The sequence below is a fragment of the Paenibacillus sp. FSL R7-0273 genome, assembly GCF_000758625.1.
Taxonomy (GTDB): Bacteria; Bacillota; Bacilli; order Paenibacillales; family Paenibacillaceae; genus Paenibacillus_AQ.
Genome location: NZ_CP009283.1, coordinates 3560054 through 3574689, shown reverse-complemented (window position 1 = coordinate 3574689; position 14636 = coordinate 3560054). Strand labels below are relative to the sequence as shown.

Below are 14636 nucleotides of genomic sequence, written 5' to 3'. Positions count from 1 at the left end.
CGCAAATGCGTATTATATAGTAGGGAATAGCAGTGTTTGCAATGACAAATGTCCCTCTACCGGAAAATTTCGACAACTTTTCTGAAAATCCTTTTTTTCAACAATCAAATTTTGCAGCTTTAGGATGATTGACTAGAAAAAACGGATGTCCCCGGCTATACTTGAAATAACCCGACTATCCGACTTGGAAATGGAGAATGTATACATATGATTACACATGCTGCTCCTTCAATCAAAAAACAGGTATATGAGCGGATCTTCGAGCACGGTACCGTTTCGAAGGCCGATCTGCTGCAGCATTTCGCGGTAGCCAGCAGCAGCCTAACCCGGCTTCTCGAAGACATGATCGCACAGGGGCTGATCATCGTCTCCGGTTTTGGCAGCTCTACCGGCGGAAGAAAGCCGATTCTGTTCCAGACTAATCCTAAGCACCGCTATCTGCTGGGGCTTGAAATATCCAGATTGTACTCCAAGCTTGGGCTGTACGATCTTCATCTGAAGACGCTGTCGCTGACACGCTGGGAGATGGATGCACAAATGACGCCAGGGCGGCTGGTGGAGCTCGTCGGAGAGGCTGCCGGTGAGTTTCTGGACAGGGAGGGGATTACAGCGGATCAGCTTCTGGGTATCGGTGTCGGTGCCGTTGGCCCGCTGGACCAGAAAAACGGCGTTATCCTTGAACCCGAGCTGTTCCCCTCTCCTGCCTGGAAGAACGTTCCGGTATGTGAGCTGCTTACTGCACGCCTGGGCATTCCGGCCAGACTCGACAACGGGGCAAATACAGCTCTGCTCGGTGAGCACTGGGCCTTTCGCGAGCAGAAGGTGGAGCATGCGCTCTATGTCCATGCCGGTGTTAACATCCGTTCCGGCCTGATGTCCGGCGGCCAAATAATCCGCGGTGCTGTTGATACTGAGGGTGCTGTCGGACAAATGATCATCCGTACGGAAGGTCCGCGGCTGCGCGGCAAAGGAAACTACGGTGCGCTGGAGGCGTACGTATCCATTCCCTCACTTGAGGAGCGTATCCGCAGCCAGCTTGCCGGAGGCCGCAGCAGCCTGCTCTCAGACCTGGCTCCTGAACGTCTTACGTTCCCTGCACTGGCTGAGGCGCTCGCGCAGGGCGATATGCTCGTTAAGGAACAGTTCACTGAAACGGCGCACTATCTGGGCATCGGGCTGGCCAATCTGATTAATACCTTCCATCCGGAATATGTCATTCTCGGCGGTCCGCTGGTCAATGCCGATCCGCTGGTATTCAGCACAGCTGTAGAAGTGGCTCAAAAGAATACCTACCGTTATCCGGAATACAGTCCCGTATTTACGCAAGGCGCGCTCAGGGATGAAGCTGTGGCGACCGGAGCAGCAATCATGCTGCTTCACGAATGGCAATTGAATTAACATGCTTATGCTCGCTATACAGAGCAACAGCCAGTACCGGATCTTAGATTCGGCACTGGCTGTTCTTCGTTTATACCGGTTATTCACCGGATTCATCGCTATTTAGTAAGCTTCTGCCGGATGAGCACAGCAAGCTCTTCTGCTGTATCCCATACCAGCGGACGGATGTCCTGCAGCTGGACATCGAGCTGTGCCGCACTGCTGCTGTGCACAGTCCAGATTACCGGAATATCCAGCCCCAGCGCATAGCCGGCGGCAAAATAGACACCGGCAGGCCGTCCGGTCAGGTCCGCAACAATCAGCCTGCTCTCTGCAAGCTGTCCCAGCGTATACTGTCCGCTCTCCGGACGGGCCGGATGCCTGAGAATCTCCGGCAGATAACCATACTGGCCGATTACAGGCAGCAGATTATCCTGCCACAGGCTGTATTGCTCCTCATCTCCGCCAAGCAGCACACAGCAGGGCTTCAGCTTCTTCCCGCCTGCACTTGCAGCGGCTTCATTCCAGCCCTGCTGTGTAAGCTGAAAATTCATCCCCTCGCGGATAAGCAGCTGTTCAGTAGCAAGCTTGTCTATGATATAGACCAATTCCTGCAGATTAGGGGAATAGGTCAGGTTATAGCTGGACGACAGCGGATGAATCATAACCGGATGACCGGGAGCATCCGAGTGCCTGTATAGAAACTGCAGCAGCCGGCTCCCCTTATCCTCGATGGTCACAGGAGTTTTGGGGCTGCCTGCTATTGGCTCCAGGTCACCGGCCGACAGATAAACCGCCTCGCCGCAGTCTGTCTTCTCCCTGATGTAAGCCGATATGATGTGCAGCAAATCCCGCTTGGCGGGATGCGGCAGCGCATTAATTACCTCATAGCTGTCCATATGCAGATCATAATGCCCGCCCGGCGAGCAGGAGCAGCCCAGATAGCGGTCGTATTCCCCTTCCCGTTCGATCGGAACAATCGCATCACAGAACAAGCAGTGTTTTTTACTCATAAAGCCTATCACCTCGTATCCATTGCTGTCCTCTACCATAACATTATTTTTACGGCAGGGGACTGGTAAATGGCACCAGGCCGGACTATCTATTGAATAATCCGCTGCAGCTCCTCTATTGTTGACACATATTCAGGATTAAATTCCTCAGAGCCCATATAGCTGGTCAGGCTGGACAGGAACTGTCTGCCTTCTGGAGTTTCTGCAGCTTTATCGGCATCAAGCGGGCAGATTAACAGCTTCCCTGCACCCGCGCGGCATTCCAGCAGGAAGCCTAGCTTGTGATTGCGTTCGAAATTGTCGATCGTCTGGACAACCGGACTCCAGCTTTGATCCGTGCCGTCCAGTATCAGTGATTTCGAATGCTCGATGATGCTCCACCAAGGGTAGGTGGAATGCTCTTCACTCGGAAAGCTGCGGAGCACGGGATGACTGTTATCAATCAGCAGACCCATCGTGCCGACCGGCACCGGCCGGTTCATGCTCTCAGAGATCGAGCGGAACATCGGGTAGCACCAGAAATCGGTACTATAAAAGCCTTGGATAGCATTATTCAGAGAATCGGGATCAGGCATCAGCAGTACATTTTCGCCCTGCTCCAGCAGCGCCTGCGCATGAGCGCCCAGCTCCTTAAATACATGAACACTGTCCAGCCCGGTACTGTCCAGCTCAGGATAAATCCACAGGTCATAGCTCTTATGGATGTCCGTACCGGCAAGCTGCAGGCTCAGCTTAACGGCTGTCATTGCAGCAACAGCAGGCAGCACGAAATCAACCATACCCATTTGATAATAATTGGCTTCGCCCGCGCTATCCGCTACAATAGTGCCGCTTCCCACAATCCCGTTGTCTCCGCCAAGCTCCCAGTTCAGCTCCAGACTGTCCGGCGCGGCGCCGCGGAACCAGCTCAGTTCAATATCCGCATGGAACAGCTCTCCGCTCATATAGTTGAATTTCGGGAATCTGGCCAGCAGGACTGCATCATTGCAGAAGGTCCGCCATTCCTCCGCCGTGATCATCCCTTTGGAGTCCATAAAAGCATCCAGAATACCGACCAGCGCGGTGCCCTGTCCGCTGAAATCCTGCAGATCCAGCAGCTGGAAGCCGGCAAGCCGTCTGGTCCGGAAGGCTGCCTCCAGCTCTTCCTTGTAGCAGGCTGCAGCAAGCTTCCCTGAGGCTGCAAAGTATTTGGCCGCAAGATGGCCAAGTCCGTTCTTCTCCAGCCGCTCCCGGAAAATTTCAAAGTTCTTGGCCTTAAGCGGCCCGCTGTATTTAGCGATCTCCTCAAAATCCGGGAAGGTCGCATATTGGCCGATCTCATGCGAGATAACCGGAATGTTCGGAATCCATTCACCTGAGGCATCGTCCGCCTGTACAGTTTTGGCTTCGGTGCCGTATTGGATCTGGATCTCGCCGCCGGTTCCTGCGGCTTCGTCAGCGTCCTTCGCCTGTACCGGCGGAACAAACTGGTCGTCGTAATCCTTCATAGTACCCGGAACAGCGGTCTGGACATGACCCAGCGGCGCATCACACATTGCATACGAGCCTCTGAACAACCGGCTTCTGGAGAACCGCACTCCGCAGAAAAAGTCCTCATGCTCCAGAATTTCCGGCACCCACTGGTGATTATTTGAGCCCTGTGTGTAAAGCGGTCTGCTGTCAAAGGTTTTATATTCCTTAAGAATGGAGTCGATCTTGGCTCTGCTGCCCCACAGCTCATTGCCCAGAGACATCATCACAAAGGACGGATGGTTGCCGAACGCCTGCAGTATGGCATAGCCCTCGCTCACCAGATAATCCTGCTCAGCCTGATTGTGGTTATCGTCAGACGGCTCCGTAATGGTACCCCAGAACGGCAGCTCAGGCTCCATGTAGATTCCGAGCAGGTCTGCTGCCGTAAAGGCCGCTTCCGGCGGACAGCAGGTGTGGAACCGGTAATGGTTGATTCCATAGGATTTGGAAATCCCGAGAATTCTCACCCATTCCTCCACATCGGTCGGCGCAAAGCCGGTCAGCGGAAAAATCAGGCCGTCATGCTTGCCGCGCAGAAAGGTCTTCTGTCCGTTGATGGCAAATTTATCGCCAGCCGCCTTGAACTCCCGCAAGCCGAAGATCAGCTCGTTACGGTCCTCCGGAGCGCTATCCCCGCTGTTCAATGTAAGATTCACCTTGTAGAGATTCGGCGCAAACTCACTCCAGAGCAGCGCATCTGCTCCCAGGCTATATTCAAAGCTGAATGCTCCCGGTTCGAAGGTGTAGGACTTGCTGACCGCTGAATGCACGGCTCCCCCAGCTCCGTTAAAGCTTGCAGCAGATACATTCAGCTCAGCTTCAGCGCTTCCATTAAGCATGGCTGTAATCCGGACTGAACGGTTAGCTACATCAGGGGTAAGACGGATATCACTTAAATAAGACTCCCCGAAAAATTGCAGCTCCAGCCGCCCGGTAATGCCATTCCAGTTCGTCTGGGTATCCTCTGAGGTTAAATGCCCGCCTTTGGTGGGATAGCCTGTGTTGCTGACGCAGACAGTCACGGTATGACTGCCAGCCGCCAGCTTGCCCAGATCATAGATATGGGCGGTGTTCAGGCTGTTCCGGCTGCCGATTTCCGTACCGTCCAGATAAAGCGTTGTCATCCGGGTCCGCTCCAAATACAGCCTGCAGCTTTTGCCCGCCAGCTCCTCCGGTATTTCAATTTCCCTGGAGAACCAGGCTTGACCCTCGAACAGATATTCATCCGTCAGGGCGCTGATCAGCGTCTTCTCATTCTTCGGACCCTTACGCGCATATGAGGTCGTTCCCGGTAAATCAATGGTGTCTGAGAACGGCAATACCAGCCCTTGCTTGTCTGCATCCAGCTGCAGCTTCCACTTACCTTCAAGATTGATCATTGTATACAAGAATCCCACTCCTAATCATAAATAGTCCTGCGTATCATTATAGACCCTCATATACATGTTATCAATTTATATAATAATAACAATAACAAATCTAACAATATTCCCAGCCGGAATATGCAGCAAAAAAACCGTACGGATGCCCGCACGGCTTACTTCTCTATTTGTGCTGATCTGATCCAAACACCAGGCCTGCCGACAGCTTCGCCTGCTCCACAACCTGCATCACCCTGCGGCTGTGCTCCAGCATCCGGTTAGCAGAAGCCCTGTCATTACCCTGGATCATCGCTTCAAACGCCATAAATTCATCATACATCCGGTGCTCATGGTTTTTCCGGCTTACCTTGACCGGCTGCTGCCTGTTCGCAGCATATTCAAAGCCGTCCACACTGTTCGCCGAACCCGAAAGGTGGATATACCCGTCTGTACCCTGGATGTTTACTGCATTACGTGCGGTGCTGTCCTTAGCTCCTATACAGACACATTTGAATTCGCCGTAATCTAGCAGCAGGACTCCTGAGGTATCAATCCCGCGGTCCATATTGGCGGAGTATTGAACCTTTTTCGGGCTGCCGAAGCAGCCGACCACGAAGTGTATATTGTAAATATTAATATCCATCAGCGCTCCGCCGGACATGCCCGGGTTAAACGCCGGCAGCACCTCTCCAGCCCGGAAGGCATCGTATCTTGAGGAATATTGGGAGTAATTGCATTCTACTATTTTGACCGTACCCAGCTTGGGCAGATATTCCTTCATTAACAGGTAGCTGCCCAGGTATTGGTTGGAGATCGCTTCAAGCAGAATCAGCCCGCTGCGCAGGGCAAGCTGCTCAAGCTCCAGAAATTCTTCCAGATTGGAGGTAAACGGCTTTTCACAGATCACATGCTTGCCATTCAGCAGTGCTTCTTTAGCATAGGTGTAATGAAGATGGTTCGGGAGTCCAATATAGACAGTGTCCACCCCGTCATCCGCCAGCATACCGCTATAGCTGTGATAGATCCGTGAGATACCGTGTTTCTTTTGCAGCGCTAATAATTTGTCCTCATGCTCCGGCTTCGAGCAAATGGCCTCCAGCCTGATCCCGGGTATATCCTGCACAAAACTGAGCAGATCCAGAACGATATTCCCCGCTCCTGCAATTCCAAGCTTCATCTCAGCTGCACCCCTCAATCCCCTGCTCAAGCAGCTCCATGACGGCAATGGTTTCATCATCAGAGATTGACTTTTCAGCGCCGCCTACAATCGTCTCATAAATATCATCATAGAGCCGGGCGTAATCGCCTTTTGCCGACACTACTTTTTCCTCGTGATAATGGCCCTCATCATCCAGATAGGTCAGCGTTCCATAATGCTCCGGCGTATCTAACCCGAAGTCGTCATGCCCTTTTGGCAGATAAAACTGCTTCAGATGCTCCTCCTGGCGGTCAATCGTCTGCTTGACGAACACTCCCTTCTTACCGTACACAACAAAGCTCGGACGCGGCTTGAGACGGAAAAAGCTCGATTTGACCGAAACCTTAAGCGAGGAGTAGTAGAAATCCAGATCGAAATAATCATTCATTCTGCCTGTGCCGAGCAGCTGCCGTACATCATACTGCACCCGGTCCGGTGTTCCGAAGGCTGAAACGACCTGATCTACCGTGTGAACGCCATGCCCGTATAAGAAGCTGCTGTATTTGGAGAAACTGGTAACCGACTCCGGCGTCTGCGGGCGATAGTAGTCGTAATTCATCTCAACTTCAAGGAGCTCACCCAGCTTGCCGGACTCCATAACCTGCTTCGCAGTAAGAAAATCGGAATCATACCGCCGGTTCTGGTAACACTGGATAACCAGCTTCTTGTCACGGGCATACTCAAAAATAGACCTCGCATCCTCTGCACTCATCATGAACGGCTTCTCGACCAGCACATGCTTGCCGTGGTCCAGCGCCATTTTGGCATATTCGTAGTGCGTATCCAGATGTGTACATACAACGATTAATTGAATGTCCGGATCGTTCATCACTGCAGCCAGATCATCTGTATACAGCACGCCGGGAACCTTGTCCCACTCGGCTTTGTGCGGATTGCGGGCATATATGGTTTTTACCTTCAGGTGATCCCGGTTCAGGGCAAAGGGCAGATGATAGCGGTTGGTGCTTTTTCCGTTGCCAATGTAGCCGATGGTTAGCATGTTGATTCCCCCTGGGTTCTTTTTCGTTTATTATAAAGGAACTTGTACAGGTGTGGAGCTTCTGCGGTCAAAGCGGTACAAACGACCAAAATGGTGCATCCAGCCCGTCCAGAAATGAACAAAATGTTTAATGAGGTGATCTTTGTTGAAGCTGCTGAAGCAATTATCGGACATGCCGGATTTTACACCCAATGAACAGAGCATCGCTGCCTATATCCTGTTGCACAAGGAAAATATGCTGCAGCTAACCATTCAGGAGCTTGCAAAAGCCACCTATACCTCCCACTCGGCGATCACCCGCCTGACACACAAGCTCGGCTTATCCGGATTCAAGGCGTTCAGCCTGAAGCTTGCCCGTGAATTTCAGCAGGAGAATCAGCTTCCGTCCACGGTCGATCCCAATTATCCCTTTGGCCATGAGGAACCGCCGCTCCAGGTAGCCGGGGAAATCGCCGATTTAATGAAGGAGACCATCAGCAAAACCTTTGCGTATATGGAGGATGCCGTGCTGGCGCAGACAGCAGAAATGCTGGATCAGGCGAAGCGGATTTTTATATATGCGCTGGGGGATTCACAGATCCGGGCCAGAAGCCTGCAGAATAAGCTGATCAAAATCAATAAATACGTTGTGATTGCCACCGAGCTGTACGAATGGGCCTATCACACGGTTAACCTGACGGAGGAGGATTGTGCGGTTTTTTTAACCTATCACGGGAATTCACCGATTTATTTAAAAGCAGCCAGGCATCTCGCCGGGCAGAATATTCCCATTATCACCATTACCGCCTCTGATCAAAGTGAGCTGGCGAAGCTCAGCACAGCCTGTATATATGTGCCCGGAGATGAGGTAAAGCATGCGAAGATCGGCACCTTTTCCTCGCAGATGGCCTTTGAATATGTACTAAATGTGATCTACTCCTGCATCTATAAGCTCTCCTATGATCAGCACAAGGCGTCTGCTGACAGGTCACTCAAAGACAGCTATATAAGCGGGATGATGGAGGAATAGGCTCGATGTTCGTTAAAGGAGTGCAGCTTATGTTATATTCAAAAAGAAACCAAGGCCATGAAATGACCTTGGTTTTTCGGGCTATCTGAACAGCCGGGCGGCTGTTATTTAAGTACAGCGCACATACCCCGAGCAGCTCAGCCAGCCACTCACAATGCCGGCAGCGGCACGCGGTACAGCTTATCATCCCCGTCCTGCGGATTGCCCCGCCCGTCGGTATTGTTGCTGACAAAATAGAGCATATCACCGTCAATCATCACGTCGCGGATCCGGCCGTATCCGGTTATGGCCTCACGCTCCTCACCCGTTTCGAGGTCGAACGCCAGAATGGCGGTTCCTCTCAACGCCGCTGTGTACAATACACCCTCTGAGTAAGCCATCCCGGATGGCGCCCATGTATGGTCACTGCCTGAGGTAAATAGCGGAGTGACCATGCCTTCGCGCGCTTCATCGCCCTCTATCACAGGCCAGCCATAATTCAGCCCGGCCTCTATCTCATTCACCTCGTCATGGCTGCTTTGGCCATGCTCACTTGCATACAGCACGCCGTCTCCGGTCCAGACAAGTCCCTGGGCATTTCTGTGCCCATAGCTGTAGACATACGAATCCGTAAATGGATTATCCTCCGGCACCGAACCGTCGGTATTCAGCCGCAGGATTTTGCCGCCTAATGAACCGGTGTCCTGAGCAATATCCCTGTCGCCGGCATCGCCTGCTGTGGCATACAGCTTGCCGTCCGGTCCAAGGGCAAGTCTCCCCCCGTGATGGACTGAGCCGCTTGGAAGCTTATCGAGCAGTAGCTCCTCCTCGTTCCAGATTCCATTATCATGTCTAAGCGTCACAATCCGGTTGAACTGTCCCGAGCTGTCGGTATAGGTGTAATAGGCATACGCCAGTCCCGAGCCGGCAAAATCCGGATCAAGCACCAGTCCAAGCAGCCCCGCCTCAGAGGCGGTCGCGAGCTCCTTAGCCAGCTGCACCTCCTGCCGGTCAACGGTCCCGTCTTCTATTTTCACAATAGTTCCCGGCCGTTCAGTCAAATACAGGATATCACCCGCTTTGGCAATAGACCACGGCACTTGAAGATTTGCGGCTACTACCTCCGGTTCGGCAACTGCTGCGTCAGAAGCTTCCGCCGTTTCAGGTACAGCTGTCTCCACAGGCTGCGCAGAGGGCTGCTGACCGTGACCCGCCGGCTGGGTCTGTGATGATAGCAGCGGCTCGTCTGCTGCAGACGAACATCCGGCTGTCATCAGGACTGCCAGCAAAGATAAAGCATAGCTTTTTTTCATTAGAATGCACCTCGGCTCTCTTGTTGTTGGACCTCCTGTCATCCGCCTTCTGTATATGTACATATACACGAATACGGATAGCCTCACTCAGCACCCGGGCAGAGGCCCCAGCCATTATTGCTGTTCCTGCAGCAGATCCCGCTGGCTTCTTGGAAGCTTGCTGACCACAAGACTATACGAATGGTCGATCATATCATAAATCTCAGCCAGTGACAGGGAGCCGTCCACAATGACGGTATTCCAGTGCTTTTTGTTCATATGATAGCCCGGCTTGACAGATTCAAGCTGCTCCCGCAGATTCCCGGCAATGACCGGGTCGCACTTCAGATTGATCCGGCACGCATCCTCAGCCCCCTCATAAATAAACGCAAACATTTTACCGCCCACCTTATAAACCTCCGGTTCCGGACCGAAGGGATACTCCTTGACCGCCCCGTGCTTGCCCTGGCAATAAGCCATAATGCTCTTTTTCATCTAAACACCTCTTCTGCAGCTGCATTGTAATACTATTCATTATAAGAACTAATGTTCTGAACAGCAATCTTTACGGATAGTTATTCATTCTCTTAAACATAATACTAATAAACAATCATCAGGGAGGTCTAAGTTAATGCCAGAAAACCGGCTATGGATAGGCGCATTGGGCGGTGTAACGGAGATCGGCAAGAATATGTATTTTCTGCAATACGGTGAGGATATCGTTGTAATTGACTGTGGCTCCAAATTTCCGGACGAGAGCCTGCTTGGCATAGACCTGATCATTCCGGACATCTCTTACCTGCTGGCCAATGCTGACAAGGTAAAAGCACTGGTCGTTACCCACGGTCACGAGGATCATATCGGCGGCATTCCTTACCTGCTAAAGCAGCTGAATCTACCGCTCTATGCCACCAGCCTCACGCTGGGGCTGATTGAAAGTAAGCTTAAGGAGCACGGCTTGCTTCGCCAGGCGGACTTACACCGGATTGACTCGGAATCCGTCATCACCTTCGGTTCTATCGTAACCAGCTTTTTCAAGACCAATCACAGCATTCCTGACTGCCTCGGTGTCGTATTTGATACCCCTGAGGGTACGGTCGTGCATACCGGTGACTTCAAATTTGATATGACCCCGGTTAACCGCCAATATCCGGACATACATAGAATGGCTGATATCGGCAAAAAAGGTGTCCGGTTTCTGCTGTCCGAGAGCACCAATGCTGAACGGCCCGGGTTCACTCCGTCTGAGAGGCTGGTCGGGAAGCACCTTGAAGAGGCCTTTCAAAAAGCGGACCGAAGAATCTTCATCTCAACCTTTGCCTCTAATGTCCACCGCCTGCAGCAGATCGTGGATGCCGCTGATCTGACCGGGCGCAAGCTTGCGCTGCTGGGCCGCAGTATGGTTAACGTAGTAGCTGTGTCACAGGAGCTGGGCTATTTGAATATTCCGGAGGGAATGCTGGTTGAAACAGCCGAAGCAGCCAAGCTGCCGCCACACGAGGTTGCTGTTCTGTGCACAGGCAGCCAGGGCGAGCCGATGGCGGCATTATCCCGGCTGGCCAATTCCAGTAACCGGCAGATGGAGATCAGCGCCGGAGACACCGTCCTGCTCGCTGCCAATCCTATCCCCGGCAATGAACGTAATGTATCCAGAATCATTGATAACCTGTACATTCTGGGTGCCAAAGTCATCTACGGATCACGCAGTGAGCTTCATGTATCCGGGCACGGCAGCCAGGAGGAGCTGAAGCTCATGCTGACCCTGATGAAGCCCGAGTACTTCATCCCGATTCACGGGGAATACCGGATGCTGCACCATCACCGGCTGCTGGCTGAGGCTGTAGGCGTAGACGGGGACAAAATCTTCCTGTTGAAAAACGGGGAGCTGGTCGAATCCAAAAACGGCACCGTCAGACAAGCCGGAAGGGTTCCTGCCGGACAGATTTATGTGGACGGGCTCGGTATCGGCGATATCGGTAATGTGGTGCTGCGGGACCGCCGTCAGCTGTCCGCGGATGGGATACTGATTACAGTCATTACGATTAGCCAATCAGAGGGTCGGCTGCTGAATGAGCCGGATACGATTTCCCGCGGGTTCATTTATGTCCGCAATTCAGAAAAGCTTATGGAGGAGATCAATCAGCTTGTCACAGCAACTCTTGATAAATTGAACCTGGCCGACCTTGGCCAGTGGAGCATCATCAAACAAACCCTAAAAGAGGCGCTGGGCAAATTCCTGTATGAGAAAACCAAACGCCGCCCGATGATTCTGCCGATTATTATTGAAGTGTAGTAAAAGATAAGGCCCGCGTAAATACCTGCGCGGGCCTTTAAAATTGATTGTCCTACCTCCTCCACTATCCGAATAGGCTAGTACTAGTAAAGGAGGAGGACAACATTCATTCATTTGTCTCGTATATGCTGCTTGGCTTATCCCTTTCCGCACCCATCGGACCGATAAATGCAGCCCAGCTGGATAAAGGTCTGCGCGGGGGATTTCTGCACGCCTGGACACTCGGGCTCGGCGCTGTCAGTGCAGACATCATTTATATGCTGCTCGTCTATTTCGGCATGATTCATCTGCTGGATGCGCCGTTTGTCAAAGCATTTTTGTGGCTGTTCGGCTTTTTTGTCCTTGTCTACACGGGGATTGACGGCATCAGGAACTCAGGCGATGCGGCAACCGCCGGTTTAAGGGGCAGCAGCGATACTTCGCTGTTCAGATCCTTCCTGTCCGGCTTCCTGATGTCCCTGTTTAATCCGCTCTCCATTCTGTTCTGGCTCGGCATTTACGGTTCTGTGCTGGCCAAAGCAGCCAGCGAATTCCCTATGCAGCAGTTGCTTATATACAGCGGTGGTATCGTACTGGGCATCCTGCTGTGGGATTTTTCGATGGCCGCCGCATCCAGCATGTTCCGCAGACTGCTAACCACCCGTGTACTGCGGGCCATTTCTGTATTATCCGGCCTGTCGCTAATCGGTTTCGGCTTGTATTTCGGAGTACAGGCTGCCCGGCTGCTGTTCTTCCACTAGACCTTGCTTTTACGCAGCCGGATTCCTTTAATCCGGAATTCAGAGCCCGGGAGGCTGTTATGGCCGGCAATTTCAACATCCTGGTGTTCTGTCTCCTCCTTCTCAGAGGAGGCCTCATGCTTGCGCTTCACCCGCTGGACAATGAAGTCACTAAGTGCAATTAACGCTACAATCAGCAGGCTGATGTAAAAACCCGGACGGCTGACTTTATGAAAAAGGGTACCCGCAACCGCAGCAGCGATCAGAACAAGTCCGCTCCAGCGCTTCAGTCCGCTTAGCTTGCCTGCTTTAAGCAGTTTTCCCGAGGACAGCAGAATCCATGACCAGTTATAGAGGATCATGAGCCCGGCGGCCGTTGTGATGTATTCATATACCCTGTCAGGAAGCCACAGCGACATTATAATCGCTCCGGTTAATCCGGCGGCAATCAGGCAAAGGGCGAGAAACGGATATTTATCCTTCCACTTCTTGGCGAACATCCGGGGGGCATCCCCTTCCTGCGACAGTGTAATCATCATTGAAGTAATCGCATACAGCGATGCTGTCATCGTCGAGAAGCCGGCAATGATCAGCACGCCATTGAACAGGTGCGGCACAAAAGCCAGCCGGTCGCTGCTCAGCGCCAGCATAAACGGGCTTTCTTTCGGATTAAAAGCGCTTAAGGGAACCATAATGACGGCAAGGCCGATGGACAGTACATATACCGTCGCAAGCGAGATCAGCATTACCTTACCGGCTTTAGGTGCTTCTTCGGGGTTCTCCAGCCTGTTCGCCATAATGCCCAGCACTTCTATCCCCCCATAAGCATAGAAGGCAAAAATAAAGGCCGACCACAGGCCGATGCCTCCCGCAGGAAGCCAGCCCTTAAAGCCGTTAGGCATATCGGGCGTATACTTGGCGCCGCCGATCCAGCCGGCCAGAAATGCTGCTGCCAGCACGAGAAACATCAGGATCGCTGACACCTTGATTACAGCCAGCACATTTTCCACCCGGTCAAACCCCTTGTTTCCAAAAAAGACGATGATCAAACTGAGCACGGCATAGCCCGCTGCAAAGGTCCACATCGGAACTGCCGGAAACCAGAACCGTGAGAAAATCGACAGCGCTGTAAGCTGGCTGCCCATGATTAACAGCTCGGAAAACCAGTATACCCATCCGCTGCCGAAGCCGGCCCAGTTCCCGAAAGCTTTTTTGGCATAGGACCGGAAGGAGCCCTGTTCTGGATGCTGTGCAGTCATCTGGGCCAGCGCATCAAAAACTACATAAGTACCGGCAGCCGCCAGCAAGTACACAAGCAGTACAGATGGACCTCCAATGGAAATAGCCAGTCCTGAGCCGAGAAAATAACCTGTGCCGATTGTGCCGGCAACGCCCAATAAGCTTAGCTGCCACCATTTCAGCTTCTTTTCCTGTGCATCACTATTACCCGAAGCTTTACTCATGAATACCGTCCTCATCCTCTTTAGAATTTGAGCATTCCTCAATTTCTAGCGTTCCCGCTGAGGCGCATATTCATGAACCCAATTATTATCCTTTACTTTGAATCTTCAGCTCCGTTTGGGCTTTCTTTGCTTCCTGACGGCCGGCCTGCTCGGCCTCCTCCTTGATGCGGTGATGGCTGAGCTTCGCGCCGCCGGTCTGATTATCCCAGCCTCCGTCAGGATTCGGTGTTGTATGGATGTTCCCTTTACGCTGGTCTGCCACTTGAAATCCTCCTCAGCTGTTAAGTCTGCCATTCATTAACCGCAGCATCGGCTCTGAATCAGCCCTAAACCGGTAGTTCGGTCTGTTACTGTATCTTTGAGTATTTTATTGAAAACAACGGGATTTTTACCGTTATTATTGCATTTCTAGCTATTTTC

12 protein-coding genes are annotated in these 14636 nt (G+C 52.3%); 4 read left to right on the top strand and 8 right to left on the bottom strand.

Annotation, left to right across the window (positions count from 1 at the left end; translation table 11 throughout):
- Positions 1-207 precede the first annotated feature (207 nt).
- Positions 208-1398: an ROK family protein gene (locus R70723_RS15380; RefSeq protein WP_039873202.1), complete on the top strand. Its 1191-nt coding sequence runs from the start codon at positions 208-210 to the stop codon at positions 1396-1398.
- Between the two features lie 98 nt (positions 1399-1496).
- On the opposite strand, the gene R70723_RS15375 is transcribed toward R70723_RS15380, so the two are convergent.
- The 4 genes from R70723_RS15375 to R70723_RS15360 form a co-directional block, all read right to left on the bottom strand.
- Positions 1497-2390: a hypothetical protein gene (locus R70723_RS15375; RefSeq protein ID WP_039873200.1), complete on the bottom strand. Its 894-nt coding sequence runs from the start codon at positions 2388-2390 to the stop codon at positions 1497-1499.
- An 89-nt stretch (positions 2391-2479) separates the two neighbouring features.
- Entirely contained in the window at positions 2480-5281 is a 2802-nt protein-coding gene (locus tag R70723_RS15370; protein ID WP_231574925.1) for a DUF8487 domain-containing protein, read from the bottom strand.
- 166 nt (positions 5282-5447) lie between these two features.
- Positions 5448-6440 carry a Gfo/Idh/MocA family protein gene (locus tag R70723_RS15365; RefSeq protein ID WP_039873195.1) on the bottom strand — a complete coding sequence of 331 codons (993 nt, stop codon included), beginning with the start codon at positions 6438-6440 and terminating at the stop codon, positions 5448-5450.
- Between the two features lies 1 nt (position 6441).
- Complete coding sequence (locus tag R70723_RS15360; RefSeq protein ID WP_039873194.1) at positions 6442-7461, bottom strand: Gfo/Idh/MocA family oxidoreductase; 1020 nt, start codon at positions 7459-7461, stop codon at positions 6442-6444.
- 145 nt (positions 7462-7606) lie between these two features.
- Between R70723_RS15360 and R70723_RS15355 the strand changes: the two genes are divergently transcribed.
- Positions 7607-8470 carry a MurR/RpiR family transcriptional regulator gene (locus tag R70723_RS15355; RefSeq protein WP_039873192.1) on the top strand — a complete coding sequence of 288 codons (864 nt, stop codon included), beginning with the start codon at positions 7607-7609 and terminating at the stop codon, positions 8468-8470.
- 149 nt (positions 8471-8619) lie between these two features.
- On the opposite strand, the gene R70723_RS15350 is transcribed toward R70723_RS15355, so the two are convergent.
- Positions 8620-9762 carry a PQQ-dependent sugar dehydrogenase gene (locus tag R70723_RS15350; protein ID WP_039873190.1) on the bottom strand — a complete coding sequence of 381 codons (1143 nt, stop codon included), beginning with the start codon at positions 9760-9762 and terminating at the stop codon, positions 8620-8622.
- Positions 9763-9876: 114 nt separating this feature from the next.
- Complete coding sequence (locus tag R70723_RS15345) at positions 9877-10236, bottom strand: MmcQ/YjbR family DNA-binding protein (protein ID WP_039873186.1); 360 nt, start codon at positions 10234-10236, stop codon at positions 9877-9879.
- A 136-nt stretch (positions 10237-10372) separates the two neighbouring features.
- On the opposite strand from R70723_RS15345, the gene R70723_RS15340 reads away from it, so the two are divergent.
- Together R70723_RS15340 and R70723_RS15335 are read left to right on the top strand one after the other, a co-directional pair.
- Entirely contained in the window at positions 10373-12034 is a 1662-nt protein-coding gene (locus tag R70723_RS15340; RefSeq protein WP_039873184.1) for a ribonuclease J, read from the top strand.
- 125 nt (positions 12035-12159) lie between these two features.
- The gene (locus R70723_RS15335; RefSeq protein ID WP_039873182.1) at positions 12160-12774 is read left to right on the top strand and encodes a LysE family transporter; all 615 of its coding nucleotides are present in this window, start codon (positions 12160-12162) and stop codon (positions 12772-12774) included.
- Here R70723_RS15335 and R70723_RS15330 read toward each other — a convergent pair.
- Complete coding sequence (locus R70723_RS15330) at positions 12771-14216, bottom strand: amino acid permease (protein ID WP_039873181.1); 1446 nt, start codon at positions 14214-14216, stop codon at positions 12771-12773. The two genes, R70723_RS15335 and R70723_RS15330, sit on opposite strands and share 4 nt — an antisense overlap.
- An 85-nt stretch (positions 14217-14301) precedes the next feature.
- Positions 14302-14478, bottom strand: coding sequence for a DUF2188 domain-containing protein (locus tag R70723_RS32960; RefSeq protein ID WP_076418418.1), 177 nt, complete (start codon positions 14476-14478; stop codon positions 14302-14304).
- Positions 14479-14636: the final 158 nt, after the last annotated feature.